The 26,401-nt window shown below is 28.0% G+C and carries 28 protein-coding genes; 11 read left to right on the top strand and 17 right to left on the bottom strand.

Annotated elements, in window-relative coordinates; translation table 11 throughout:
• Positions 1 to 4: 4 nt before the first annotated feature.
• The 6 genes from atpH (A966_RS05840) to A966_RS05815 all read right to left on the bottom strand — a co-directional run bounded on the left by atpH (A966_RS05840) (position 5) and on the right by A966_RS05815 (position 3,465).
• Complete coding sequence (gene atpH / locus A966_RS05840) at positions 5 to 646, bottom strand: ATP synthase F1 subunit delta (RefSeq protein ID WP_008723517.1); 642 nt, start codon at positions 644 to 646, stop codon at positions 5 to 7.
• Between the two features lie 25 nt (positions 647 to 671).
• Entirely contained in the window at positions 672 to 1,220 is a 549-nt protein-coding gene (gene atpH, locus A966_RS05835; RefSeq protein WP_008723515.1) for an ATP synthase F1 subunit delta, read from the bottom strand.
• A gap of 37 nt (positions 1,221 to 1,257) precedes the next feature.
• Complete coding sequence (gene atpF, locus A966_RS05830; protein WP_008723513.1) at positions 1,258 to 1,761, bottom strand: F0F1 ATP synthase subunit B; 504 nt, start codon at positions 1,759 to 1,761, stop codon at positions 1,258 to 1,260.
• A gap of 26 nt (positions 1,762 to 1,787) precedes the next feature.
• Positions 1,788 to 2,009, bottom strand: a complete 222-nt coding sequence (atpE, locus tag A966_RS05825; protein WP_008723511.1) for an ATP synthase F0 subunit C — start codon at positions 2,007 to 2,009, stop codon at positions 1,788 to 1,790.
• A 42-nt stretch (positions 2,010 to 2,051) separates the two neighbouring features.
• Positions 2,052 to 2,963, bottom strand: coding sequence for a F0F1 ATP synthase subunit A (gene atpB, locus A966_RS05820; protein ID WP_008723509.1), 912 nt, complete (start codon positions 2,961 to 2,963; stop codon positions 2,052 to 2,054).
• 166 nt (positions 2,964 to 3,129) lie between these two features.
• Entirely contained in the window at positions 3,130 to 3,465 is a 336-nt protein-coding gene (locus A966_RS05815) for an STAS domain-containing protein (RefSeq protein WP_008723507.1), read from the bottom strand.
• A 358-nt stretch (positions 3,466 to 3,823) separates the two neighbouring features.
• On the opposite strand from A966_RS05815, the gene A966_RS05810 reads away from it, so the two are divergent.
• The 10 genes from A966_RS05810 to priA all read left to right on the top strand — a co-directional run bounded on the left by A966_RS05810 (position 3,824) and on the right by priA (position 14,562).
• Positions 3,824 to 4,486, top strand: a complete 663-nt coding sequence (locus tag A966_RS05810) for a TetR/AcrR family transcriptional regulator (RefSeq protein WP_232817749.1) — start codon at positions 3,824 to 3,826, stop codon at positions 4,484 to 4,486.
• Positions 4,487 to 4,508: 22 nt separating this feature from the next.
• Positions 4,509 to 5,972 carry a TolC family protein gene (locus tag A966_RS05805; protein WP_008723503.1) on the top strand — a complete coding sequence of 488 codons (1,464 nt, stop codon included), beginning with the start codon at positions 4,509 to 4,511 and terminating at the stop codon, positions 5,970 to 5,972.
• 149 nt (positions 5,973 to 6,121) lie between these two features.
• Positions 6,122 to 9,310, top strand: a complete 3,189-nt coding sequence (locus tag A966_RS05800) for an efflux RND transporter permease subunit (RefSeq protein ID WP_008723501.1) — start codon at positions 6,122 to 6,124, stop codon at positions 9,308 to 9,310.
• Positions 9,311 to 9,526: 216 nt separating this feature from the next.
• Entirely contained in the window at positions 9,527 to 9,988 is a 462-nt protein-coding gene (locus A966_RS05795) for a hypothetical protein (RefSeq protein ID WP_008723499.1), read from the top strand.
• 3 nt (positions 9,989 to 9,991) lie between these two features.
• Positions 9,992 to 10,828: a pantoate--beta-alanine ligase gene (panC, locus tag A966_RS05790; RefSeq protein WP_008723497.1), complete on the top strand. Its 837-nt coding sequence runs from the start codon at positions 9,992 to 9,994 to the stop codon at positions 10,826 to 10,828.
• A gap of 85 nt (positions 10,829 to 10,913) precedes the next feature.
• On the top strand, positions 10,914 to 11,165 hold the full coding sequence (locus A966_RS05785; RefSeq protein WP_008723496.1) for a hypothetical protein: 252 nt from the start codon (positions 10,914 to 10,916) through the stop codon (positions 11,163 to 11,165).
• 134 nt (positions 11,166 to 11,299) lie between these two features.
• Positions 11,300 to 11,755, top strand: coding sequence for a 50S ribosomal protein L13 (gene rplM, locus A966_RS05780; RefSeq protein WP_008723494.1), 456 nt, complete (start codon positions 11,300 to 11,302; stop codon positions 11,753 to 11,755).
• Positions 11,756 to 11,768: 13 nt separating this feature from the next.
• The gene (rpsI, locus tag A966_RS05775) at positions 11,769 to 12,167 is read left to right on the top strand and encodes a 30S ribosomal protein S9 (RefSeq protein ID WP_008723492.1); all 399 of its coding nucleotides are present in this window, start codon (positions 11,769 to 11,771) and stop codon (positions 12,165 to 12,167) included.
• A 41-nt stretch (positions 12,168 to 12,208) separates the two neighbouring features.
• On the top strand, positions 12,209 to 12,574 hold the full coding sequence (locus A966_RS05770; protein WP_008723490.1) for a TraR/DksA family transcriptional regulator: 366 nt from the start codon (positions 12,209 to 12,211) through the stop codon (positions 12,572 to 12,574).
• A gap of 2 nt (positions 12,575 to 12,576) precedes the next feature.
• Complete coding sequence (gene priA, locus A966_RS05765) at positions 12,577 to 14,562, top strand: replication restart helicase PriA (RefSeq protein WP_008723488.1); 1,986 nt, start codon at positions 12,577 to 12,579, stop codon at positions 14,560 to 14,562.
• Positions 14,563 to 14,568: 6 nt separating this feature from the next.
• Here the strand turns inward: priA and A966_RS05760 are convergent, their stop codons facing one another.
• Positions 14,569 to 15,177, bottom strand: a complete 609-nt coding sequence (locus A966_RS05760) for a response regulator (RefSeq protein WP_008723486.1) — start codon at positions 15,175 to 15,177, stop codon at positions 14,569 to 14,571.
• Between the two features lie 290 nt (positions 15,178 to 15,467).
• Between A966_RS05760 and A966_RS05755 the strand changes: the two genes are divergently transcribed.
• Positions 15,468 to 16,532 carry a mannose-1-phosphate guanylyltransferase gene (locus A966_RS05755; protein ID WP_008723483.1) on the top strand — a complete coding sequence of 355 codons (1,065 nt, stop codon included), beginning with the start codon at positions 15,468 to 15,470 and terminating at the stop codon, positions 16,530 to 16,532.
• Positions 16,533 to 16,535: 3 nt separating this feature from the next.
• On the opposite strand, the gene A966_RS05750 is transcribed toward A966_RS05755, so the two are convergent.
• The 10 genes from A966_RS05750 to hslV all read right to left on the bottom strand — a co-directional run bounded on the left by A966_RS05750 (position 16,536) and on the right by hslV (position 26,302).
• Positions 16,536 to 17,381, bottom strand: a complete 846-nt coding sequence (locus tag A966_RS05750) for a hypothetical protein (protein WP_008723481.1) — start codon at positions 17,379 to 17,381, stop codon at positions 16,536 to 16,538.
• Positions 17,382 to 17,399: 18 nt separating this feature from the next.
• Entirely contained in the window at positions 17,400 to 18,386 is a 987-nt protein-coding gene (locus tag A966_RS05745) for a hypothetical protein (protein ID WP_008723479.1), read from the bottom strand.
• 67 nt (positions 18,387 to 18,453) lie between these two features.
• The gene (gene ispE / locus A966_RS05740; protein ID WP_008723477.1) at positions 18,454 to 19,308 is read right to left on the bottom strand and encodes a 4-(cytidine 5'-diphospho)-2-C-methyl-D-erythritol kinase; all 855 of its coding nucleotides are present in this window, start codon (positions 19,306 to 19,308) and stop codon (positions 18,454 to 18,456) included.
• An 81-nt stretch (positions 19,309 to 19,389) separates the two neighbouring features.
• Entirely contained in the window at positions 19,390 to 19,803 is a 414-nt protein-coding gene (locus A966_RS05735) for a hypothetical protein (protein ID WP_008723476.1), read from the bottom strand.
• Between the two features lie 15 nt (positions 19,804 to 19,818).
• A complete protein-coding gene (locus A966_RS05730; RefSeq protein WP_008723474.1) occupies positions 19,819 to 20,304 on the bottom strand; it encodes a hypothetical protein in 486 nt (161 codons plus the stop codon).
• The gene (locus A966_RS05725) at positions 20,301 to 21,473 is read right to left on the bottom strand and encodes a chemotaxis protein CheB (RefSeq protein WP_008723472.1); all 1,173 of its coding nucleotides are present in this window, start codon (positions 21,471 to 21,473) and stop codon (positions 20,301 to 20,303) included. Before A966_RS05725 ends, A966_RS05730 begins: the two co-directional genes overlap by 4 nt.
• 34 nt (positions 21,474 to 21,507) lie before the next feature.
• The gene (gene lnt, locus A966_RS05720; RefSeq protein ID WP_039955570.1) at positions 21,508 to 23,790 is read right to left on the bottom strand and encodes an apolipoprotein N-acyltransferase; all 2,283 of its coding nucleotides are present in this window, start codon (positions 23,788 to 23,790) and stop codon (positions 21,508 to 21,510) included.
• A gap of 88 nt (positions 23,791 to 23,878) precedes the next feature.
• Positions 23,879 to 24,331, bottom strand: coding sequence for a bacteriohemerythrin (locus tag A966_RS05715; protein WP_008723468.1), 453 nt, complete (start codon positions 24,329 to 24,331; stop codon positions 23,879 to 23,881).
• Positions 24,332 to 24,407: 76 nt separating this feature from the next.
• Complete coding sequence (hslU, locus tag A966_RS05710; RefSeq protein WP_008723466.1) at positions 24,408 to 25,769, bottom strand: ATP-dependent protease ATPase subunit HslU; 1,362 nt, start codon at positions 25,767 to 25,769, stop codon at positions 24,408 to 24,410.
• A 2-nt stretch (positions 25,770 to 25,771) separates the two neighbouring features.
• Entirely contained in the window at positions 25,772 to 26,302 is a 531-nt protein-coding gene (gene hslV / locus A966_RS05705) for an ATP-dependent protease subunit HslV (protein WP_008723464.1), read from the bottom strand.
• Positions 26,303 to 26,401: the final 99 nt, after the last annotated feature.

Raw genomic sequence — 26,401 nt, 5'->3', positions numbered from 1 at the left:
TATATCAATTAATTTCAGAAATAGAAGATTTTAATTCCGTAAGCAGCCTTCTGATACTATAGTCATACACAATATCTTCTATCTCTATCACAATACCGCCTATTATATTTTCATCTATATCAAAAGTAAAATGTATTTCTTTATCCAAAATTATGCCTTTAATATGCTCTTTAAGTTTATTCATATCTTCTGTATCAGAGATATTTGATGCAGCTGTAATTTTAACTATGATTATATTATAGTATTCATTACATAAGTTTTCATATTCCACTATTATGGCAAATAAAATATTGATCATATCTCTTTCCATTAGGATAGCAATAAGATTAAATGTTTCTTCTGAAATATTATCTGCATATATTTTTTTTAATATACCCATTCTTAAATGTACATCTATAAAATTAGATTTAAAGAAATCATATATATCATTATCTGCAAGTAAAGAAGAATAAACAATATCCAAATCACTTTTAATAGTTTCTATTTTACCTATATCTGAAGCAATATCAAACATAGCCTTAGCATAATTTTTAGCACTAGAATCACTTTTTACAATACGGCTAAATCTATTTGCCTTTTCTTTCGTAATCTCTTTAAGCACTTCTTTTTTGAGATCACTTAAAATACTTTCAGCAATAGAATCCATATTATATAACTCCTACAATGTTTAATTAATTACCATAAGTAAATTTATTATGCAATAAATCTATCTGATTTTTTATACTATAATCATAAACTACAGAGCCAATATACACTATTATTCCGCCTATAATATTTTCATCAATCACTGTTTCATAAGATATTTCATTATTAGAAAAACATTTAACCGTTTGAATAATATCTTTTACCGTATTATCATCAATAGTGCCTGCTGTAATAATACGAACTCTCACTATATTGTTATAATCATCTGCTATCTCTTTATATAAAGCAACAATATCAGGCAGTACATCTATACTATTATGTTCTGTTAATATAGATACAAAAGCATAAGTTTCTTTAGAAAGTATTGGTTTTAATCTCTTATCTATTAATTCTTTTTTATTCTTTTCAGAAATTGATCTGTCAAAAAAATATTTTTTAATGTCAATATCCTGAAATAATTTTGAACATTCAGAAAGTTCATTATATATCTCTTTGATCATTCCAAGCTCTCTGGCTATATCAAATATAGCATTAGCTGTAGGTTTTAATATTTGCAATTTATCACTTTCTTTCATAAGATTATTCACTTCCTAAAATCTTAAATATCATGATTTATTTTTCACCATTTTCTTTGTTTACATTACTAATAAATTCATTAATCAAAGCCTGATTATCTTCTTTATTAATATTTCTTTTAAGAATAGTTTCTGCCATAACAACAGCAATATCAAGTGCCTGTTTTTTCACACTATTCATAGCTTCTTCTTTAGATCTGTCTATTTCAGACATAATTTTATTTTTATTAACTTCAGCCTCCTCTCTGGCATTATTAATAATTTTATCTCTAATCCTATTTGCTTCAACTCTGGCATTTTCTATAATAGAACTAGCCTCAGTTTTAGCATTATCAATTTGTTCTCTATATGCTGCCAAAGATTTTTTAGCATTTTCTCTGGTTTTTTCAGCTTCTTCCAAATCCTCTTGGATCTTATCAGCACGGGCATTTAATCCCTTTAATATTATTTTCCAAGTAGAAGCACCTAATATAGCAAGAACTAGTAAAAATGTGATCCAAGTCCAAATAATAATTCCAGGATCTATTTTTAAAAGTGCCATAATACCCCCAAAATATTTTTATTTAATTATTTTGTAAATAATGCAAGGATACAAATAACCAAAGCAAAAAGTCCAACACCTTCTATAAGTGCTGCCGCTATAAGCATAGCTGTCTGTATTTTTCCGGAAACTTCCGGCTGTCTAGCAATACCTTCTACTGCTCTAGAACCTATAAAACCTATTCCTAAACCAACTCCTATAGCAGCAAGTCCTGCTCCTATTGCTGCTCCTAATATAGAAAGTTCCATTTTTTTCTTCTCCTTTTATTTAAAATTTTATTAATCTATAAATTAATGCTCATCACTAATAGCAATCCCTATATAAACTGCTGATAATAATGAGAATATATAAGCTTGTAAAACAGATACAAACATTTCAAGTACATATATAAAACCTAAAAACAATACTGCGAAAGGCGAAACCAATAAAGTACCTGACATAATAATTAAGTACGGTATAACTATCATCATTATGTGTCCGCCTGTGATGTTGGCAAATAAACGAATAGCAAGAGCAAAAGCTCTATTAAATAATGTAATAAATTCCAATACCCATATTATAGGTATAAGAGGTATAGGAAGTCCTTTAGGCACCAAACCAGTCCAATATTTTATTATACCTTTCTTCCTTATACCAGCAAAAATATACACTATAAATACAATCAATGCTATAGCAGCTGTAAATCCTATATTAGCACCAAGTCCTCCAGCAATATAAGCATGCTGCCCATCTTGTGTAGGAACTTTTATAGATGCCGGAATAAGCCCTAATATATTAGAAAATAATACAAATAAAAATATTGTAAGGCAGAAAGGCACATATTTCTTACCTTCTTCTCCTAAAGTAGCACCTATAACATCTTTATTCATATAATCGATTAAACCTTCTAATATACTTTGTAAATATGTAGGTCTTCTAAAAGGTCTTTTTAACTTATGAGATAGATATTTCATGCTGCATACAGATAAAATACCCGCTAAAGTTACCAATATTATATGTTTGGTTATCTTAAAATCAAAATCAACATATTTTCCAAATTTTATTGGTATTGTATAAAATGGATGTTCTGTGTTATCGGTTATCTCTTCCATTATATAATCATTGATATTTTCAGCACTATAGAGAATATTAGAAGAAAATACACAGCTTAATATCAAAGTTAATATAAAAACTTTCCTAAGCAAAAATAATTTTTTAATCATAATAAAAATTACTACCTTGTACACAAATTTCATAAAAATGATAAAAATATTTATTATATAAATTCTAATTTCTAGTAATTTTATAACTATTAAATAAAAAATCAACTATTATTATTCATTTTTTATAATTTACTTAAATTTAATTTATATTAATAATTTAAATAAATCAGAAATTATCCAAAGCTTCAGTTTCTGTAGTAAATACAGGGAAAAAACTATTAATTTTAGTAAGTTCAAACACTTTTTTAACAGGATCTGTAACCTTTATAAAACATATTTTACCATTTACCTTCTTAAATTTTCCAAGAGCAGAAATAAATACTCCTATTCCGCTGCTGTCTATATAATAAACATCTTCCATATCTATTATTATCTTTTTAGCCCCAAACTCTATTTGTGAAAAAATAAAGTCTTTCAAATCAGATGAACTATAAACATCAATGTCTCCATCTAATTTTAATATTACAGTATTATTTTCTAATTCTTTAACATTTACTTCCATGATAGCAAAACTCCATTTATAGTTATATTGAAGTTATTTTATATATCAATATTAAACTAAATATAAATATTTACAATAGTCAATTACAAATATTTTATGTACAAAATGTACAATACAAGCTATGTTTTTTATCTGATTTATAAAATTGCATATAAAAACTGTAAATTTTTATATACAAAATATATTGACAATAAAAAATAATTGTAATAATATGTATTTCACAAATAAAAATGACACTAGTATCGTTTTTATTTTTCATATTAATTTTTCAAATATGAGGTGAACATCAAAAAAAAACATGCCAAAGGTTAATCAGGAATATTTTGAGAATAAGAGGAAGATAATACTAGAGGCAGCTATGCGAGTTTTTTTAAGAAAACCTGCTTATAGTGTTACAATGAAAGATATTGTTAAGGAATCACAGTTAAGTCAAGGGGGTGTTTACAAATACTATTCAAATATAGATGATATTGTTATTTCATTGCTTAATAGTAAGAAAACAAATGTAAATCCTAAAAACATCATAGAAAAATACGATTGCGAACCTGAAAAAGTTATATTTGGATTATTTGAATATTTTAAAAAATTTTTTTTTATGACAGCAAGCGAATTTGGGAAAATAATGTTTGAACTTCAGCCGATTTTTTTTAATGATAAAAAAAGATTTGAAAAACTTAAAAAAAATATAAATCAGGATGTTAATCTATATTTTTGGCTTACTGAATTATTTTTATTTATAGATAGAAAAATAGAAGAAAAATATTTTATGCCGGAAGTTGATCAGAATGATATATATATGCAAATAATAGTAACTATAGCAGGTATAGGAACTGAATTAATATTAACTAAATATTATGATTTTGATAGAAAATTATATTATTATAGGGATAATGTAGAACAAAATAGAAGTTTAGAGATTAATTTGAATAATTTAATTGATAATTTGTGTAAAAGTATATTATATCTACTTGGAAGTAAATATAGTTTTGAAAACCTTAAAAATTGGAAAATCGACATATAGATTATTGTAATAAGGAGTGGTAATGAAAATTAAAATAGAGTTTATAATATTTTTATTAATGTTTTTTACAGTTAATATTTTATATTGTCAGACTAATACATTAACTTATGCTGCATATATGGAAACTATAAGAGATCAAATTCCAGAGTTAAAAATAAATGCTGTTACAGAAACTAATGCTGAGATGAATTTGCTTAGTGCTAAAAGTACAGGTGATGTTAATTTATCTGCCAAACTTGGTGCGGTAGGTAAATACGGAAGTTCATCAAGTGGCACTAATTCAACATCAGTAGGCCAATCAGTGGAAGCAGTAGGTATACAGGCGGGAATTGGTATTGGATCTTTAATACCATACAGCGGCACTACTTGGTCTGTTAATTTAACACATAATTCATTCATAGGCGGTAAACTGTATAGTCCTAATAGCTCTCAGGCAGTTGATTTTAATAATTATGTGCCTTCGCTTACAATACAAGTTACTCAGCCGCTTTTAAGAAATTTTTTTGGTACTTTAGATAAATATCCAATAAAAGATGCTGAATATGCTCTTGCTATAGCGAAACTTCAAAGAAAATTAGATGATGCAAGCGTTATAGTTTCATATCAGAAAATTTATTATCAATGGATAATGTATGAAAAACTTCTTGCATACTACAGAAGCATGTACATCACTGCAAAAAGATTTGAAAATCAGATGAGAGACAGATATAATAACGGACTTATAGATAATGATGATTATCAAAATGCAAGAACTCAGACTATGCTATACAGCGATTATTATGCTCAGAATCAGGTTTATTTAGAAAGCCTTTTAGCAACTGTGGGGTTCTTTATGCCGGTAACTAATATAAAACCAGATCATACCACTTGGGACGCTTATTTAGATTTAGGAAGCAATATGCAGATGGAGGCAGTTCCTTTTGCTGATAGTGTAAACGGACAAATTGCATATCAGTCAAAAATAAGAGCTGAATATACTTTAGAAGCTATGAAAAATGGAACTTTGCCTAATTTAGATATTGTAGGAAGCGTTAGTTTGAATGGTATTAGCCCAAACAGCGACGGTTATTTTCAGTCTTTTGGGAGTATGACAAATGTGGACTTTTTTGCAGGAGTACAGTTCTCATATCCTATAGGAAACAGAGCAAATAAAGCTCAGTATCAAATGGCTGAAAATTCTCTATACGGAATCATAGCTCAGTACGATCAATTAGAAAAAGATTTTAACGCTCAATTACAAACATATATTTCAAGATTTAATGCTTATAAGAATTTAATAGCAAGTAAGCAAATGCAGATAAGAGCTATTAATTCAAGAATAGCAACTCAGCTTCAAAAGCTGGATCAGGGGCGTTTGGAAATTGATGATCTGCTTACATCAAGATTGGACTTAGTTGCTACGCAGACAGAGCTTTTAAATCTTCAGTATGAGTTTATAACAACTATATTCGATTACAGAGCTTTACTTGCAATTGATTATGAATAAAATATTTTTATTAGATAATTGATAAAGATTTAGAGGAATATATATAAAAATCATTTTAGAGGTTAATTAAATTATTAGCCTCTAGAATGATTAAATCTTTAATTTTTTAGTTTACATAAACAAAACAAAAATAGGAGATGCACAGATATATGGAAAAAATTATAGTATTTTTTGCAAAAAAAACTATGCTTGTAAATATAATAGTAATGGCAATATTGTTTGTAGGGGGATATTACTATTTTAATTTAAGAAAAGAATCTATTCCATCAACTGATTTGGATATGATGCTTATAGCGGTAACATACCCCGGAGCTACTCCTCTTGATGTAGAGCAGAATGCTGTTATACCTATAGAAGAAGAATTGCAGGGAATATCCGGTATAGATGAATATGAGACAACAATCATTGAAAATGTTGCCATAATATTAGTAACATTAGATGAAACTCTTCCGGACAGACAGCCTGTTAAAGATGAAATATTCAGACAAATGCAGAATGTTCCAGACTTGTCAGAGGATGTTGAAGAGGTTACAACTTATGACTTGAACCCTAATAAAATGTCCATATATACATTAGCTGTTCACTTTAAAGAGGGTATGGAAGGCGATGAGAGAGAATTATTTGATGTAAGCCAAACGCTTGAAAATGAATTAGTAAGACTTGAAGGTGTCGGCGAAGTTAGAGTAGAAGGAAGAACTGATCCTGAAATTAAAGTTTATATAGACCCTATAAAAATGACAAAAAATTATATAGCATTGAGCGATGTTGTAAATGCACTCAGCATAAGAAATGTAAGAGCTACAGGCGGAGATATGGAATCCGGAGGAAAAGAGCAAACTGTTGTAACTTACGGAGAGTTTCAAGACCCTATGGAAGCAAGCAATGTTATAATAAGATCTACTTTTAATGGTCAGAGAGTAAGAGTAAGCGATATAGGACATGTGGAATCTGGTTTTGAAGATAAAACTACTCTTATGAGAGTTAATAGAGCTTCCGGATATTCTCTTTCTATTGTAAAAAATGAAAATGCTGACATTCTTAAAACTATTGAAACTGTAAACCAATATTTAAAAGATAATGCTGACTTAATACCAGATAATATTCAAGTATCTGTTATGGGTGATAACTCAAGAACAATAAAATCTCTTTTAAGCATTGTTAGTTCAAACCTTATTCAAGGATTTATAATCATCTTCATAACTTTGATTATATTCCTAGATTTTAAAAGTGCTATGTTTACAAGTTTGGGTATGATTATTACTATGTTCTCATGTTTTATTTACATGCAGGTAACCGGAATAACATTCAATACTATGTCATTAGCTGCCATTATTACAGTACTTGGTATGATAGTAGACAACTCAATAGTAGTATCCGAAAATATATTCAACTTCAAACAGGCTGGGTATAAGGGACTTGAAGCAACTAGACTTGCTGTAAGCGATGTTGTTATGCCTATGGTGGCTTCTACTCTTACAACAGTTGCGGCATTCTTCCCTATGCTTACAATAAGCGGTATGATGGGTAAAATATTAAACCTTTTCCCAAGAATAGTTATATTTACTCTTGTTGTTAGTATGCTTCAGGCTACTTTGCTTTTGCCTAACCAATTACAAGATAAAGAAGATAAATATAAATCATACAAACCTAAAAAGAAAAGCAAATTCAAAAACCCTCTTGATTTTGACAAAGATGCTTTATTCGATAAAATGAAAATACCTTTTGGTGCTATACTAGAAAAATTAATTCATATAAGATATATTGTAATAGGTGCTTTCGTAGCATTATTAATAGCCTCAATATTCTTGGCACAAAGCAGCTTTAAAAACTTCGTACTTATATACGATACAAGTGCTGATACTATAGTTATCAATATAGAAATGCCTACAGGAACCACTAAAGAAGCTACTACAAAAGAGATTGCAAAAATAGAAGATGTTGTTGCAAGTGTAGTAAAACCAGAAGAGCTTATTGCTTTATACTCACTTGTAGGAAAGCAGGTTGACCAAGAGGTGGTATCTGAGGAAAAAGGAAGTTTGGCTGGTATTATGGTTTATTTAGTACCTGCCGCTGAAAGAAGCAGAACTGCTGATGAGCTTGTTGCTTTAATAAATGCCGAACTAGATAAAACTGATATAAGACAAACTGTTCCTATATTTAGTATGAATACAAAAGGAAGTATTGACCCTGGAGATCCTGTAGACATAAAAATAGTAGGAAACAATACTGAACTTGCTAAAAAAGCTAAAGATGAGATAAAAGAGTTTTTAGCTACTGTACCGGGTGTTATCAATATTGATGATGATGATAAAGTTGGTAAAGAAGAATTAAGAGTAATGTTTGATTATGATAAAATAGCAGAACTTGGTGTTAATGTTGCTGGTGTTGCTAATGAAGTAAGAACAGCATACTATGGTACTGAAGCTACATATATACAGGAACTTGAAAATAAATTAAACTTCAGAGTAGTATTTGATGATCCTTATACTTATGATATTCAATACCTCACTAATCTTCTAATACCAAATACAAGCGGAAGACTTATTTATCTTCATAACCTAGCGGATGTAGAAATTGCCGACGGACTTGCAACATTAAAACACTATAATGGTCAGAGAACAATAACTATAACAGCAGGTATAGAATATGGAAAAAATACTTCTCAGCAGGTTATGGCCGCAGTAAGTGAAAGATTCAAAGATTTCAGCAGACAGTACAGAGGATTAAAACTAGAGTTTGGCGGTGAAGCTAAAGAAACTATGAAAGCCATAAAACAATTAATATTCAGTTTTGCTATGGCATTCATATTCGTATATATTGTATTACTATTACAGTTAAACAGATTCATACAGCCTATTATGATAATGATAATTATTCCATTTGGTTTAATTGGGGTATTGTTAGGTTTTGCCATACACAGAATGCCTTTATCATTTATGGGTGTTGTTGGTATTATTGGTTTGGCGGGTGTTGTAGTAAACAATGGTATTATACTTGTTGACCTTATTAACAAAATCATAGATGAAGGTGTAGAAGGCGGTAAAAAAGGTGTTGCCAAAGCTATTGTTGACGGAGCTAAGCAGCGTCTTCGTCCTGTATTCTTAACTACAGTTACTACAGTTGTAGGACTTTTACCTACTGTATATGGTATAGGAGGAAGAGCTGATATTATTATTCCTATAGTTATGGCATTAGCTTATGGGCTTTTATTTGCTTCACTTCTTACTCTCATATTCTTGCCTTGTATGTTTATGATTATGTTTGACTTGAGATTAATAAAAATTCCTCCTACAAAAAATCCTTCAGAGGAGATTACTACTACTGTAACTACTGCCTGATACTAATAAATACTTGTACTTAAAATAATTAATAAAGCTAATAGAAAATAAAAAGCTTCTATTAGCTTTATTATTATAGTTTGATTTCAAAATAAATTTTTTATAATTTTATAATTAATTATTATAATAGTTGACAATTTTGCTATTTATAAATATTATTATTAATAAAAAATTAATACACTTAAGCTGATTAAATTAAGGAGCTGTTATAAAATTATGGCTAAGACTATTAAATGCAAATCTTGTAAAACAGTTAATGATAAATATGCTAAACAATGCCGTTCATGCGGAACTTTACTTTATCCGGAAATATCATATAAAAATGCGGCAATAGTTACAATTGCATTAGACATATTTTTTACTTTTGTATATCTTTTTGGGATATATCTTTTTATAGTTAATTCCAATAATAATGAAACACCTAAATATATTACTATACTTCCTGCTCCAAATACATTGCCTTATTTTTTGATAATATTATTATTTTTAGCATTTGCTGTTAGTAAAATACTTTATATACTGAATGTATTTGTACTTAAAAAAGATATAATATTTACGATTAGACGATTCAGCATGTTTATTGAAGCTGTTATAATGTTTCCGCTTCAAACAATACTTGCTTTATATTTCTATGAGCCGGCAACAAATCATGATAAAATGAATAAAAAAACGGATTAATATATGTCTTTAACTATATTAAAAAATATAAAAAGTGCATATAAATTTATTAATGATAATAAAAGCAACTCTATAGCTTTAATACCTACTATGGGAGCTTTGCATGAAGGACATGCTGCCTTAATAAAAAAAGCAAAAAAAGAATGTTCTATTGTAATTGTAAGTATATTTATTAATCCGCTTCAATTTATAAAGGTAGAAGATATAGAAAGATATCCTCAGGATTTGGATAAAGATAAAAAATTTTTAGAAGAATATCAGGTAAATGTTTTATTTTTGCCCTCTGTTGAAGAGATGATTCCTGATGATTATGCTACTCATATAAATATAGAAAACAGCAAATTCAATATAATTTCAAGACCTATATACTATAGAGGAATGGTTACAATAATGGCTAAGATATTTAATATAATATCTCCTACTTATGTATATTTCACAGAATATGATTATCAGCAAGTATTTATAATAAAAAAAATGATAAAGGATTTAAATTACAATATAGCATTAAAAACTATTCCTATAGTAAGAGATGAAAATATGCTTGCTTTAAGCAGTTTAAATAGTCTATTAAGCGAAAGAGAAAAAGAAGAAGCTTCTATAATATACAAACTTCTTAGAGAAGCAAGAGAAGAGTTTAAAAAAGGCGGAACTAAATCATCATATTTATTAGATATAATAAAAAATAATATAAAAACTCATAAAATGCTTAAACTAGAATATGCTTATATAGTAGATAAGGAAACTCTAATGAGCATGGAAACAGCATCAAAAAACTCAATAATACTTATATCAGCTTATTGCGGTGCTACTAGATTATTAGATAATATGCCTTTAAAATAATAAACAATATAGCATTAAACAACACATATATATTGAAATAAGCAGTATATTATATTATAATATATATAAAAAGAGAATGACAAATATGTTTAACAAAGCCAAAGATAATATTAGTAATATAATAAATATTGTAAATATAATAGGAAAAGATAGGTTAATAGAAATTATCAAAATGATAAAAATAAAAGATATATCTAAAATAATTGATATAAAGGATAAAAAATATCTTGATTTATTAAAAAAAGTAGATAGAAGTGATTTGGAAAAAATTATAAAAATAGTCAATATAGTCGGTGTTGATGATATACTTAAAATAATTAAAAATATAAAAAAATAATCAAAATAAATAATAATATATTTTATAAATAAAATTTGACTTTACAATATAATTATGTTATAATTACGCACCGTTACATTTTTAAGATTAAAACTACCAAATTTTTTAAAACGTTAAATCAAGGTGTGTATTTTATGGATAAAAAAACATTAAAAACAAAAAATAATACTTACGTTTTATCACAAAAAGATATAAAGCAAAATTGGCTAATAATAGATGCCAAAGGTAAGTCATTAGGAAGAGTAGCAAGCAGAGCAGCTTATATGCTTAAAGGAAAACATAAAGTAGACTATGCCTACAACTTAGATAATGGTGATTATGTAATTATTATCAATGCTAAAGATATAGTTCTAACAGGAAATAAAAAGAAAGGAAAAATCCACTATAGACATACAGGTTATCCTGGCGGTATAAAATCTATAAGCTACGGCGAATTATTAGAAAAAAATCCTGAAAGAATGGTAAAAATAGCTGTAAAAGGTATGCTTTCTCATAACCCATTGGGAAGACTTCATCTTAAAAAATTAAAAGTATATGCAGGAAGTGAGCATCCGCATGAAGCTAATAAACCTACTGTAGTAAATATATAATTAGGAGAGAAAAATGGCAGCTAAACAATTAACTATTTTTACTGGAAAAAGAAAAACAGCTAATGCAAGAGTTCGTATAACTTTAGGCAGCGGCAAAATTTTAATAAATGGAAAAAATTATGCTGAATACTTCTGCAATAGAGCAGCACTTCTTAAAGTAGTAGAAGATGCTTTGAAAGTAACAGGTAATTTTGGAAAATATGATGTATTTGCTAATGTTCATGGTGGCGGTGTTTCTGCTCAGGCTGATGCTGTTAGACATGGTATAGCTAAAGCTTTGGTAGGTGAAAGCCAAGATTTCAGAACTACTTTAAAAAGAAATGGATTTCTTACTAGAGATTCTCGTGTAGTTGAGCGTAAGAAATATGGAAGATCAGGTGCTAGAAAGCGTTTCCAATTCTCAAAACGCTAAACTATCTTTTTATTGGGTTACTATTACTAAAGGTTTGTATAATGACTGCTAAAAAGTTAAAAAAATTTAAAGATTTACTATTAGAAGAAAAGAGAAAAACTTTAGATGAATTATTGAGCGGAAATGAAACTTATGAAGCTCTTAAAGATGATTCTCATGGTGATATGGTAGATATAGCATTTCAGGCTTATGAGAAACAAAATCTAATGAATTTCTCTCAAAAAGAAAAAGATAAGTTAGATATGCTTAATAATGCACTTAAGAGAATAGAAGACGGTACTTATGGTAAATGTATAGATTGTAAAGAAGAAATTAATGAGGAAAGATTAACTGCTTTGCCTTATACTTTAAGATGTGTAAACTGCATGTCTAAATATGAAGACAAAAAGCGTCGTGAAAAAATGTAATAATGTATGTTAAAGTTGTTTTCAATCTCCCTATAGATAAAATACTTACATACAAAAAACCAGACGAGATTAATGATAGCTTGGTAGGATGTAGAGTTGTAGCTCCTATTAAAGGAAAAAATAATAAGGGTATTGTTGTAGAAGAAGTTGAAACTATAGACGGTAACTATAAAATATATCCTATCAAAGCTAGAATTGATCTTGAACCAATATGTTCAGATAAAGAATTCAAATTAGCTAAATGGATGAGTAATTATTATCATTCATCTTTCGGAGAAGCCTTATTTGCGGCACTTCCTGTAGGAACCCCCGCCAAAAAAGAAAAGAAAGCTAAACCAATACCCGCAAAACAAAAACCATATTTAAAACTCAATGATGAACAAGAAATTGTATTAAAAAAAATAAATGAAAGTATAGAATCAAAAACTTCAAAAACTTTTTTACTTCATGGTGTAACAGGAAGCGGAAAAACAGAAGTTTATCTGCAGGCTATAAAAAAAGTTGTTGATATGGGAAAGCAGGCTATAGTTATACTTCCTGAAATATCCCTCACGCCTCAAACTATAAAAAGATTTGCTGAAAGATTTGAAGGAAAAATAGCTGTACTTCACAGTAAATTATCGCCTAATTCTAAATACAGATATTGGCAGATGATAAAAAAAGATGAAATAAAAATTGTTATAGGAGCAAGAAGTGCAATATTCTCCCCTACTCCAAATTTAGGTATAATTGTTATAGATGAAGAACATGAAACAAGTTATAAAGCCGGAGATACACCAAGATACCATGCAAGGCAGGTGGCTTTTTATAGAAAATCGCAGGAAAATGCTACATTACTTTTGGGAAGTGCTACTCCTTCTATAGAAAGTTTTTATTATGCTTCTATAGGCAAAATAGAACTTTTAAGCCTAAAAAAAAGAGCGGCTTCTGTTAATATGCCTGAAGTTAAAATATTAGATTTGAAAAAAGAAAAAAGAGCAGATGCTTTTCCTATGATTACTCAAAAATTGGCGGAAGAAATAAATAGAAAATTAGAGAAAAAAGAACAGATAATACTATTTCTTAATCGTAAAGGATATGCTCCTGTTGTTGCTTGTTCATATTGTCAAAGAGTTTTAGAATGCCCTAATTGTTCCGTATCTCTTACTTATCATAAAAAGAAGAATGTTGTTATGTGTCATTACTGCGGATACACTCAATATTTAGATGAGCTTTGTGATGAATGTAAAATAGGACATTTTGAGCGTATAGGAAGCGGTACTGAAAAAGTAGAAGAACATTTAAATATACTTTTTCCAAATGCTGCGGTAGAGAGAATGGATCAGGATACTGTAGGAGGCACAAAAAACTATGAAAAAATATTTAAAAGATTTTCTGACGGTGAAATAGATATACTTGTAGGAACTCAGATGATAGCTAAAGGGCTTGATTTTCCTAATGTTACTCTAGTAGGTGTACTTTTAGCAGATATGTCGCTTCATATACCGGATTTTAGAAGTGCTGAGAGAACTTTTAATCTCATTACTCAAGTTGCCGGAAGAAGTGGAAGAGGAGAAAAAAACGGAATAGTGTACATTCAAACTTATTCTCCTAATCACTATAGTATAGAATGTGCCAAAAATCATGATTATATATCTTTTTATAATAAAGAAATAGAAAATAGAAAAGCACCTTTAAATTATCCACCATTTTCAAGACTCATAAGATTAGTAATAAGAGGAATAGATGAAAAAAAAGTAGAAAATGATGCAAATAAAATAGCAGATATGCTTAGAATGGAAACTTATAATCATTCCGATAAAATAATAATACTAGGAGCAGCTGCATGTGCAATAAGTAAATTAAATAAATATTACAGATGGAATATACTTATAAAAACACCGTCTCATTCTTTACTGAAAGATTTCTTCTATAAATTAAAAAATACTTTCATAACCCAAAAAGGAAATTATATAGAAATAGATATAGACCCCATAAACATGCTTTAATAATATTTACACATCCACATAAAATCTAATGGCATTTTTAATTCTTGCTTTTAACTCATTTTGCCCTACAGGCTTTTTTACATAATCACAAGCACCCTTTTCAAGTCCGTTTACAACATCATCTTCATTATATCTCTTTGTTATAATAATAATTAATGATATTCTTAAAGAAAGTTCTTTCTTGATTTCATCTATTATATAAAAATAGTCTTTGTCATCTGATAAATTAATATCCATTAAAATTACATCAGGCGAAATCTTTTTTAACTCCTTTAAAGGCGATACCAAATTAGATATGCATGTAACATCATAATCATCTTTAAGCCATTCAAGATAATTTTTCCTTGTAATTTCCATAGGCTCAATTATGGCAATCTTATATTTTGACTGTTTTCTTTTTAATTTAATTCTTTTCTCTTTATTATTGAAAGCCAGAAAAGCCTTTAAATCGGCATAACGGATTTTATATCTTTTACCTGGGGTAACATCCGCTTTTAACCCATAATGTCTAACCCAATAGTTAACAGTAGTTCTCGACACCCCAACTATTTTCGCAGCATCTATAGGCGACAGCATATCATCGTCATCATATATTAACTCTTCAGTATTAATCATATAACCTCTCAAATTTAAAAATTAAAGAAAAATAAAAAATCTCCCATTACACAATAAAGATAATACATAATGAAATTTTTGTCAAATAAAAATATCAAAATTATATTTAATATTAATATATTCATATTTATTAATGATATACAAGAACTACATTTTTTACAAAAAATATATTTTTTTTATTTTAATGTATAAAATGTAAATGCTTTTTTTACAATATTATTGTTTTTTATTTAATTATATATATAATAAGGTACTATATAAGATAACTTTTATTCAAAGGAATATAATATATGAAAAAAGCTGTACTTATAATGGCAGGAGGAATAGGAGAAAGGTTATGGCCTCTAAGCAGAGAAAACAAGCCAAAACAATTTTTAACTATTATAGAAAACAAATCTCTTATAGAACAAACTATAGACAGAGCATTAAAAATTACTAGTGAAGATAATATTTTTATAATCACAGGAAAAAGATATAAAGATGTATTCAGCAAATATATGCCTTCTTTCAAAAATATAATATATGAACCAATAGGAAGAGATACAGCAGCAGCCATTGCATTAGGAGCCATTTATATAAAAGAAAAAATAGGAAATGCTATCATTGCAGTGATTCCAGCAGATCCTATCATAAAAAATGAAGATTTATTTATTAAGTCTATTGAAAATGCTATTGAAGTAAGCGAAAATACTAATGAAGTTGTAGTAGTAGGAATAAATCCAAACAGAGCAGAAACCGGATACGGATATATAAAAATAAAAGATAATATTAAAGATGATGTATATGATGTTGATAGATTTGTAGAAAAACCTAATTATGAAAATGCATGCAAATTCTTAGAAGAAGGTAATTATTTATGGAACAGCGGAATGTTTATATGGTCTATAGATAATATACTTAATTCAATAAAAGAATTAATGCCTGATACATACAATAAAACTCTAAAAACTTTAGAAGCTGAAAATGATAGTCAAAAGGAAGATATATTCAAAACAATAGATAAAATATCTTTTGACTTTGGAATAATGGAAAAATTAAAAAATATTAAATGCATAAAATCAAGATTCTTTTGGGACGATCTGGGAGCTTTTTCAGCACTTGGAAGAATACATAATAAAGATAATAACAATAATGTAATAATTGGAAATGTATATGCTAAAGAAGCAAAAGGCAATATCATAATTAATGATGATAATGACACTTTTATAGCAATAGACGGAGTTGATAATTTAACTATAGTAAAATCTGACGGAGTTCTTTTAATTTATCCGAATAATAATGATTCAAAAATTAAAGGTATATTAAAGGATATAAGGGAAAAAGAGGAATTAAAAGATAAAAGAGATTTACTTTGATATTTATTTTCTTTTAGAATATTTATTATTAAGCAAAGTTTCTTTATACATTTTATCCTTTGCTTCTTTGATTTTTTCTAATTGAGATTCTTTTTTCTCTTTTTCTTTTTTCTCTTTTTGATTGTCTTCTATAACCCTGCCGTTTATTAGAACATTTACAAATTCTATTTTTTCATTTTCTATAATTTCATAAGGTATAGTTTTACCTTTTATTTCAACATTTTCAAATTTTAAAGATTTATAAAATACCATATTTCTAAAATCAGCATCTCCGTCTATAATAATATTTTCAAAACTAGACTCTCCCTGCAAACTTGCATTAAGCATACTGAAATTATTTTTAAAATGAATATGATTAAATGACAGTTTATCAATTATATCTGAATTAGCAATAGAAAAATTACAGTCAGCTGTTATATTATCAATATCAATAGAATGCAAATTAGATAATGACATATTAAAATCAATATTTATCTTAGAGTTTTTTATAATAATTTCCTTATAAACATTAGACATTGTAATAAAAAGTCCGCTTTCAAAATTGCTGTCTGTAAAATCTAAAGAACCGAATAAATTAAAATTCCTCATTTGAAAAGGTCCGTAAAATAAAGAGTTGGTAAAAAGCATGTTAGAATTTTTTTCAATTTTCAAGCCCTCAAAATTAAATCCGTCATAACTAATCATATAAGAGAAATTATAAAACCCTCTATATATATCATCTCTTATTATTCTTCTGAAAAGTCCTTCAGGTTTATCATTACTGTTATGATGTATAATGCATAAACCATCTTTATATTCTTCTCTAGGGCAATTTTCCGTATTAGATATTTTTTGTTTACATATAGCCATAAAATAATTAAACCTAAATTAAAACATAAAACTCATGCCTATATCATGAGAAATATTATCCTTACTAAAATTATCAAAACTAATAGCATAATCAAGCCTGAATAAATCCAAATATAGCGACAATCCCAAAGAAACCCCTTTAGTACCTACCCCAAATCTAGCCAAAACACCGCTTGGAAGTTGCTGAGAAAGTCTTTTTTGTACAAAATCCGGAGCATCTAATATGCTTTCAGGCAAATCATCATACCATGCAGTTTTTTGTTTAAATAATCCCAATTTATTAAAATCTATTATCATAGCTTCAAGTCCAATAGATAATTCATGACTTACAGAAGGCACCGATATTGTATATTGTCCTGATACCGCAAAACTTCCGTCGCTTTTAGTGTATGCTAAAGAAGCTGTTATATCAGTATCTGTTTTGGCAAATACATTATCATAAAATCCGAAATTCCTAATTCCAACACCAAGTTTAAAATTAGGCGTAAATAAAGACTGCATATATGATACATCAAAAAACATTCCAAAATTATTATCTTTTCCGCTATTATTAACTACACTTTTAATATTTGCCCCTATAAAAGAACTTTCATTAATAGCATAAGTAGCACCAACATTTATTAAATAAAGTCCGTTATATATATCATTCTTCTTAAAACCCAAGCTATCATAAGAATAGACTTTATTTATTTCTCCAGCAAAACCAACCCCTACAGCATAAGAACCTCCTATATGAGCATAAGAAGCATTGAATATATAATCATTTTGAGGATTAGATGTAATAGTATAATTTAAATTGACACTGTCTCTAAGCACTCCCATCAAAGATGAAGAGTTTTTGAATAAAGAAGATGAATCATTACCTATTAAAAAGTCTGCTCCCATCATACCCTTTGATCTTGTACTGCTAGTTTCTAAAACTGATAATGAATGCTTTGATGATAAATCAGCTGCAAAAAATACAGAAGAATATATCAATAATATAATAAATACTTTTTTTACCATCTTTTATAATGTTCTCTTTTAATTTTTATAACAAGCAAAATTATAACATAAAAAACATTAAATACAATTAAATCAAACTTAATATATATATGTCCATATCAAGTTCATTTTTTAACTTTTTAAAATCTTCTTCAATTACAGCATCATCATTCTTATATAAAGCAAAAAGCGAAGAACCAGAACCGCTCATAGTTACCTTTCTTTTAATTATATCCTCTGCTTTATTTTTTATCTCTTCTATTCTTTTTTCCAAATTAAAAACATTCTTCTCAAATACATTATATGTTTTTGAAACTATTTTTTCAAAATTAATATCTTTATTATCAAGCATATTCTTTATATAAAATAAATCCGATTTATTAAAATCATCATAAGTAAATTTTGAATAAGCTAATTTAGTAGATACATGTATATTAGGATAAATTAAAATAATATTATATGGAAGTATAAAATCATAATTCTTTATTTTCTCACCAATACCTGAAACCCAAGCACAGCCTCCATTTATAAAAAAAGGAATATCAGCACCAAATGAAGAAAAAGATTCTATTAGCTTATCATTGATATTAATATTTAATTCGGATAAAAAAAACTTAATGATATTAGCAGCATCAGATGATCCTCCTCCAAGTCCTGCTCCGGTTGGTATATTTTTTTCTATATGTATATTATAATTATTATTAAGATCCATATTTTTTTTGAAATGATTAAATATTTTTGTTACAATATTTTCTTCTTTATCATCTTCTAATGCAAACTTACCGCTTGTTGTAATATTATATTCATCAGATTTTTCAATTGTGATAATATCATATAAACTTACTGTATGAAATAAAGATTCTATCAAATGATATCCGTCTTCTCTTTTTGAAGTTATATCAAGAGAAATATTTATCTTGCATGGAGCTTTTATTGTAGGCATATATATTTTCCTTAAAATAAAACTTATTGTTTTTATTTTAGTATATTTAATATTTTTTGCAAATAACTAAAAATAAATATTTTATTTTATTAAAGGAAGTTTATCTATGGATTCTATTTTCCATTTATTTGAATTATTCACAAGTCTTATATAATAGTATGTAGGTGAAAATTCAGTATTTCTTATAATATAATATCCACTCGCTTTATTGGCATTATCTCCTATTGTATAATTTATAGTAACTGAATATTCCTTATTTGAAGAAGAGAGCAATTTTTTTATAGAATCGCTGTCATCTAATATGATATTTTTAATGTTTTCTATATTTTCTATATCAGAATTTTTTTCTATCCAATTTATATTATCATTTAATATTTCGTTTTTCATATTATCATAAAATGCAAATAAAGATTCTTTTCTAACACTGTCTAAATCTTCCAAGCATGATACTAATATAAATAATACAATAATTGATGTAATCAAAATTCTTTTCATTAAAAAATCCTATTTTCAAATATTAAGGAAATTGACAGTAATCAAATTCCATTTATCATTAAAATATATTGCAACAAATTCAATAGAGTTTTCAGATATCTTATTAAAAGAAGGATACTCAATCTGAGCCAGCATAACATCCTTATATTTTTTATAAGTTACACTAACATCATAATATCCGCCGTCTTTAGGTAAATAATTGCAAAGAGAATCATCATTATCTGAAAATATTCTTTGATATAAAGCACCTCTATTTTTTATAGATTCTATAATATTAGCAGGTGTAAGCTCATATACTAAAGTCATTTCATTCAAAGTATTAATTATATTTTCATCTAAACTTTGAAGAAAATTAGCAGTAAACTCCAATGTATCTCTATTTGCTATAAGTTTAGATATATATTTTTCATATTCATATATAGAGTATTCAGTACCATATTCTTTTTTACAAGAAGATGCAAAAATTATCAATATAATAGCTAAAATAAAAATATTCTTCATTTAAGTTTACCTCTCAAATACTGTACTAAAAATTCGGTAATATCATAAAGTGATAATACCACATGTACAATTTTACTTTCTATAGCACTCCTAGGCATACCATATACTGTGCAGCTTAATTTATCCTGAGCTATAGTTAAATTATTATCATTATATAATTTAGTCATACCGCTAGTGCCGTCATTTCCCATACCTGTCATTATAATAGCAATGGCCTTATCTTTTAAAACCTCATCAATAGTATTAAATAAATAATCTACGCATGGGGTATAAACAAATTTTTTATCAGGGTCAGGATAAAATTTAATTCTCAATTTTCCTTTGCTATCCATATATATACCCATATTTTTATCACCCGGAGATATATATACAATAGACGGTAATATCTCCTCATCTACCTGAGCCTCTTTAATTCTAATATTGGATATATCCTGCAAACTAGAAATAAGAGAAGATGAAAATTCTTTAGGTATATGCTGCGATATTAATATGGGCAGAGGAAAATCTTTAGGAAAACTCGGAAGCATTATTCTAAGAGCTCTGGGACCTCCTGTAGATATGCCTATTGCCACTAAAAGAGGAGCTTTAAAAGGCTTCCTAAAAGATATACTTAAAGCTGTTGCCACTTGCTTTTGATTATACGGAATTATTTTGACATTATCATCAAATTTATCCATATATGTTTTTTCATCATCTGATGCCTCAACGGCTCTTTTCATATTGCTATTTAAAATAGTAGAATTATAATCAAAAGCAGAATTAGAGACTGAAGAATTATTTCTTTTAGACTCCAAGATTACACTAAGTATATTTTCTCTAATGAAATCTGCTGTTATATTTCTAGGCTTATATATTATATCCAAAGCCCCTAAATCTAAAGCCCTAGATGATAAATCTTTATTCTGTGCCAAAGAACTCATAACCAAAATATTAGTTTGTATATTCTCTTTTTTCAGCAGCTTCAATAATTCTATTCCGCCCATTAGGGGTAAATCTATATTCATAACAACAAAATCAGGCTTTATAGATACTATAGATTTATATGCATCTATGCCGTTATTCACAACACTTACAACTTCTATTCTATAATGATTGGATAATACATTATTTAATAATGCACTAACCGTTTTAGAATCCTCAGCTATAAGTATTCTGACCGCCCCCAACATATATAAATACCTTAATCCCCTTTATTTCAAATTATTACTTTTTTGTATCCTTACTGCTAAACCTTTCATCATTTTCTTCTATGATTTTAGTTAAAGCTGAAGATATTTCTGATGTATATTTATCGTTTTCAAATATACTGTAGCTTTTTGAATTATTTATTATATCAGTCATCTCTTTAGAATAATTTACAGTATTATCAGAAAACAGATCCATTTTTTTATTACTGCTGTCTTTTTTATTTTCTTTATTTTGATGAACATCTTCTATAACATCATTTTTTTTAATATTTTTATTGTTATCTAATTTATCAGAATATTTTTTTTCCGCTGCTGCATCAGGCTTATGAACTTTATTTTTACTGCTTACAATATCATCTAAATCATCTAAACTAGGCAAATCATAATTATTATCATTATTAATATATTCATCAACCTTCTTAGCAGAAGGAATCACCGCAAATACAGCCTCATCTTCATCAGACTTTTTCAAAAAGAAACGTTTTTTAATAATTTCTTTTAATTCCATTAAAGTTTTTGTTGTAGCTGATAATACAAACAAAATAATAGATATAATGCAAAGATATACAAACCATTCGCCGAATCTAGTGTATATAGTAATTTTATCATTAAGAGCTACATTGGCAATCATATAATCTGGTTTCCAAAAAGGAAGCGTTGAAATTATTTTTCCTGTACTTGATATATGTCCTGTAACACCAGAATTACCATTATGAACAATATCCCTTCTATTTTCTATAGCCCTAAACACAGACATATAAAAATGCTGAAGCAAAGACTCATCACTGTAAGACCAAGCATCTTCTGTGATAACGGCTAAAGTCTGTGCACCATTATATACAAATTTTCTCACAAAATTACCGAAAGCACTTTCAAAACATATAACCCCAGAAAAAGTATAGCCATTGGGATGACTAAATACTGTAAGACTTTTACCTCTGTCCCATCTGTTAGCACCAGCCTTGTCAAATTGAGAATACATAAAATTAATTATGTTTTTAAAAGGGAAAGTATTAAGTAAAAACTCATTATCTTGAAAAGGATATGATTCTCCGCCTGGTACAAGCTTAATTTTAGAATACTCACCTATTACATTACCTTTATCATTAATGAATTCCATACCATTATAATATTTATACGGATTATATGCATCTTCATTAGTATATTCTTTTATTATAGTAGTACCTAATAAATGATATGTTTGAGTATATCTAATCATATCATAAAGTATATATGTATTATATACTCCAGGATGCATAGAATTAGAAGCAAAACCATAATTAAACATATCTCTATATTCATTTATATAAAAACCATAAGAATCCAAAGTAACAGATTCAGGATACACTATTAAAGACGGCTTTGAAAGAGAGGCATCTCTGGCAAGATTTGCTATTCTTTTTACAGATATTGTACCATTTTGCGTAACACCGTCCGGTTTCTCTTCATTTTTAAATTTCTCAGGCTTTAATAAAAATTTTTCTGCGAAACCTTGTATGCCTTTAGAATTTTTATGATAAGGCTCGCCTGTATATATATTATTCCAATAAATATTAGGATCAAAAGATTTCTGTATTAATGCTATTCTAGTTTTAGGCTGCAAAGTCCTATTAGATTCTTCAAGATTTATTTTTATAGCACCATAAGCAATAATAAATAAAAATGAAACTGCAAATATTAAACCGGGAATATAGGGCTTTTTATATTTATGTTTTCCTTTTATATCTTTCTCAGCTATAAAAAGCAAATAATGCGCTATTACAGAATTTGAAAAATAAATAAAAAAACTAATACCGAGAACACCAAATATATCTGCCGCCTGAATGAATAATAGGAAATTCCATTGCGAATATCCTATTATTCCCCAAGGAAATCCAAGATATCCTACATTTCTCATATATTCCATAAATGTAAATACAGCCGGTATAATAATAAATCGAAAATCCGGCAATTTCTTAGAAAGAAATCCGCTTAACAGCATAGCCGGAAAATAAAATAAAAATGTTATTAAAAACAATATAGTAAATAAAGTTAAAAAAGAAACTACGGCTTCCGTTTCTTTTAACATAAATGCTGTAATCCACATTAAAAGAAGACCGAAAAAAATCAATACAAATAAAAAAGAGGATATTATATAATATCTAATTTTATCTGCTTTAAATATTATAATATTAAGCGGAACTAAAGCAATAAAAGACATAGGAAATAAATTAAGCGGGGGAAACGCCAAAAATAGGAGTATAGCACTAATAATACTTAATATAATTACACCAATTATGTATGAGTTACTCTTCGACACTTAACAAATCCTATATTTTTTATACAATACTATTCCAACAAAAAATAATAAACATCAGATGTTTATAAATTATATTAATACTGTTTTATTAATTACCTTCTTTCTTCTTTAAAACTTCTTTGATTTCGTTTACAAATTTTTTATCTTGGAAACCTATATGCTCCAAAAGCCAATCTTTTAAGAACTTAATAAACTTATTAGCTACAAAAGGCTGACCTTCTTCGTATTTTCTAATCTGATCAACTATTTCCAAATAAAAACTCTTATGCATAGCCTTATGATTTTCAGCATCCGAATAATTGATCAAATCCATTATTTTTTCTTCTGTTTTGAAGTGATACTGAGTATAGTCTATACATTTCTTTATAGCTTTAATAAAAGCTTCATTTGTATTGGCACTATTATCAACAGTTGCAAGATAAAGTTCATTAACAATATTAACAAGCTCTTTATGCTGACTGTCTATAAGCTTATGCCTTGTTTCATATAGAGGCACCCATTTAATAAATACGGTACTTTCTTGTTCATTGTTATTATCCATTTATAAACTCCAATTTTTAATTATATTTACTATATTATAAAAAATAATAAAAAAATCTACATTAAAATAAAAAAAACTATAATATATATCTGCTTATATCTCTATTATCTTCGATGTCTTTCATAGCATCTTTTATATTATCGGCATTAATTTTTATAAATTCACCCTTATGTTCATCAGCACTGAAAGAAATCTCCTCAAAAACTTTTTCCATAATAGTATAAAGCCTTCTGGCACCTATATTTTCAACATTTGTGTTAATATTATATGCTATATCGGCTATAGCTGATAAAGCTTCTTCATCAAATTCTATTGTTACACCTTCTGTTTTCAATAATTCCTGATACTGTTTTGTTATCGCATTCTTCGGATTAACAAGTATATCTTTGAAATCATCTTTTGATAAAGCCTTTAACTCAACTCTTATAGGAAATCTTCCCTGAAGCTCCGGTATCAAATCTGAAGGTTTATTTATATGGAAGGCTCCTGCTGCTATAAATAGTATATGATCAGTTTTTACAGGACCATATCTTGTATTAACTGTAGTACCTTCAACTATAGGAAGCAAATCTCTTTGAACACCATGACGAGCTACATCGGCACTATCTGTTTTATTGCCGCTAGCTATTTTATCTATCTCATCTAAAAATATTATACCCATATTTTCTGTAAGACTTAAAGCGTCAGAGGTAATCTTATCCATATCTATAAGAGATTCTGAAGCCTCATTAATTAAGTATTTTTTGGCCTCTTTAACTCTCAAACGTTTATGTTTTTTATTTGAAGGCATAATGCTTCCGACCATAGACTGAATCATATCGCTTTCTTCAAATCCCATACCAGGAATTATACCAAACATTCTATTATTTCCTGATGATATTTTTATTTCAACATAACTTTCATCAAAATCGCCATTAGCTATACGCTTTTTTATCTGTTCTCTGGCATTTTTCTTTTTTTCTGCCTCTTCTTCTGATATATTTTCATCATTTTCTTTTTTTACAGATGGAAGAAGTAATTTAGCTAATTTATCTAATGCTATTTCGGTAGCCTCTTTCTCTACTTCTTTCATCATGGCTGTTTTTAAATCGAATATGGCAACATTAACTAAATCCCTTACCATACTCTCTACATCTCTTCCCACATAACCAACTTCAGTATATTTTGTAGCCTCAACCTTAATAAAAGGAGCATTTACTAATTTAGCAAGTCTTCTGGCTATTTCAGTTTTACCAACCCCAGTAGGTCCTATAAGAATGATATTTTTAGGAGCAACCTCATCTTTTAAATCTTCAGGCAAATGTCTTCTTCTATATCTATTTCTTAAAGCTATAGCAACTGAGCGTTTAGCCTCTGTCTGACCTATTATATATTGATCTAAAGCATCTACTATTTTTCTAGGTGTAAGTTCGCTTTCTAATTTCGCATCAAATGACATATTTATTCTATTACCTCCAAAGAAATATTACTGTTAGTGTATATACATATTTTAGAAGCTATCTCAAGTGATTTTCTAGCTATTTCTTTAGCAGAAAGATCCGTATTTTCACTTAATGCCATAGCAGCCGCCTTAGCATACTGACCGCCGCTTCCAATAGCTAATATATTATTTTCACTTTCTATAACATCGCCGTTACCTGAAAGTAAAAGCATTTTATCTTTGCTTGCTACTATGATTAAAGCCTGCAAATTCCTAAGCATCTTATCGGTTCTCCATTCGCGTGCAAGCTCAACTGCTGCTCTGGTTAAATCACCTGAAAATTCCTGAAGTCTTTTTTCAAATTTCTCAAATAATGTAAATGCATCGGCAGTAGATCCTGCAAAACCTGATATCACTTTGCCGCCGTATAGTTTTCTTAATTTAACTGCATTAGGCTTCATCACGGTTTCACCCAATGTAACCTGTCCGTCTCCAGCTATTGCCGTAACTCCGTCTCTGCATACTGCACATATTGTAGTGCCTTTAAACATATTCTTCATTCCTCTCAATTAATATATTATCTTATATTGTATTATATATTTATTTCTATTGCAAATTTTATTATACTATTTTTTAGTATTAGCCTTGTT

The sequence above is a fragment of the Brachyspira hampsonii 30446 genome, from assembly GCF_000316195.1.
Classification (GTDB): Bacteria; Spirochaetota; Brachyspiria; order Brachyspirales; family Brachyspiraceae; genus Brachyspira; species Brachyspira hampsonii_C.
The sequence above is the reverse complement of the archived record's forward strand: the minus strand, read 5'-3'. Positions and strand labels throughout refer to the sequence as shown.

Excerpts from the sequence above, each read along its gene's own strand:
- atpF (WP_008723513.1), bottom strand. The coding sequence starts at position 1,761 with ATGGCACTTTTAAAAATAGATCCTGGAATTATTATTTGGACTTGGATC.
- A966_RS05815 (WP_008723507.1), bottom strand. The coding sequence starts at position 3,465 with ATGGAAGTAAATGTTAAAGAATTAGAAAATAATACTGTAATATTAAAA.
- A966_RS05735 (WP_008723476.1), bottom strand. The coding sequence starts at position 19,803 with ATGAAAAGAATTTTGATTACATCAATTATTGTATTATTTATATTAGTA.
- A966_RS05750 (WP_008723481.1), bottom strand. The coding sequence starts at position 17,381 with ATGGCTATATGTAAACAAAAAATATCTAATACGGAAAATTGCCCTAGA.
- A966_RS05755 (WP_008723483.1), top strand. The coding sequence starts at position 15,468 with ATGAAAAAAGCTGTACTTATAATGGCAGGAGGAATAGGAGAAAGGTTA.
- A966_RS05715 (WP_008723468.1), bottom strand. The coding sequence starts at position 24,331 with ATGGATAATAACAATGAACAAGAAAGTACCGTATTTATTAAATGGGTG.
- atpH (WP_008723515.1), bottom strand. The coding sequence starts at position 1,220 with ATGAAAGAAAGTGATAAATTGCAAATATTAAAACCTACAGCTAATGCT.
- hslV (WP_008723464.1), bottom strand. The coding sequence starts at position 26,302 with ATGTTTAAAGGCACTACAATATGTGCAGTATGCAGAGACGGAGTTACG.
- A966_RS05730 (WP_008723474.1), bottom strand. The coding sequence starts at position 20,304 with ATGAAGAATATTTTTATTTTAGCTATTATATTGATAATTTTTGCATCT.
- atpE (WP_008723511.1), bottom strand. The coding sequence starts at position 2,009 with ATGGAACTTTCTATATTAGGAGCAGCAATAGGAGCAGGACTTGCTGCT.
- A966_RS05785 (WP_008723496.1), top strand. The coding sequence starts at position 10,914 with ATGTTTAACAAAGCCAAAGATAATATTAGTAATATAATAAATATTGTA.
- atpB (WP_008723509.1), bottom strand. The coding sequence starts at position 2,963 with ATGATTAAAAAATTATTTTTGCTTAGGAAAGTTTTTATATTAACTTTG.
- rpsI (WP_008723492.1), top strand. The coding sequence starts at position 11,769 with ATGGCAGCTAAACAATTAACTATTTTTACTGGAAAAAGAAAAACAGCT.
- rplM (WP_008723494.1), top strand. The coding sequence starts at position 11,300 with ATGGATAAAAAAACATTAAAAACAAAAAATAATACTTACGTTTTATCA.
- A966_RS05800 (WP_008723501.1), top strand. The coding sequence starts at position 6,122 with ATGGAAAAAATTATAGTATTTTTTGCAAAAAAAACTATGCTTGTAAAT.
- A966_RS05805 (WP_008723503.1), top strand. The coding sequence starts at position 4,509 with ATGAAAATTAAAATAGAGTTTATAATATTTTTATTAATGTTTTTTACA.
- hslU (WP_008723466.1), bottom strand. The coding sequence starts at position 25,769 with ATGTCATTTGATGCGAAATTAGAAAGCGAACTTACACCTAGAAAAATA.
- A966_RS05770 (WP_008723490.1), top strand. The coding sequence starts at position 12,209 with ATGACTGCTAAAAAGTTAAAAAAATTTAAAGATTTACTATTAGAAGAA.
- atpH (WP_008723517.1), bottom strand. The coding sequence starts at position 646 with ATGGATTCTATTGCTGAAAGTATTTTAAGTGATCTCAAAAAAGAAGTG.
- A966_RS05810 (WP_232817749.1), top strand. The coding sequence starts at position 3,824 with ATGCGAGTTTTTTTAAGAAAACCTGCTTATAGTGTTACAATGAAAGAT.
- A966_RS05745 (WP_008723479.1), bottom strand. The coding sequence starts at position 18,386 with ATGGTAAAAAAAGTATTTATTATATTATTGATATATTCTTCTGTATTT.
- panC (WP_008723497.1), top strand. The coding sequence starts at position 9,992 with ATGTCTTTAACTATATTAAAAAATATAAAAAGTGCATATAAATTTATT.
- priA (WP_008723488.1), top strand. The coding sequence starts at position 12,577 with ATGTATGTTAAAGTTGTTTTCAATCTCCCTATAGATAAAATACTTACA.
- A966_RS05725 (WP_008723472.1), bottom strand. The coding sequence starts at position 21,473 with ATGTTGGGGGCGGTCAGAATACTTATAGCTGAGGATTCTAAAACGGTT.
- ispE (WP_008723477.1), bottom strand. The coding sequence starts at position 19,308 with ATGCCTACAATAAAAGCTCCATGCAAGATAAATATTTCTCTTGATATA.
- A966_RS05795 (WP_008723499.1), top strand. The coding sequence starts at position 9,527 with ATGGCTAAGACTATTAAATGCAAATCTTGTAAAACAGTTAATGATAAA.
- A966_RS05760 (WP_008723486.1), bottom strand. The coding sequence starts at position 15,177 with ATGATTAATACTGAAGAGTTAATATATGATGACGATGATATGCTGTCG.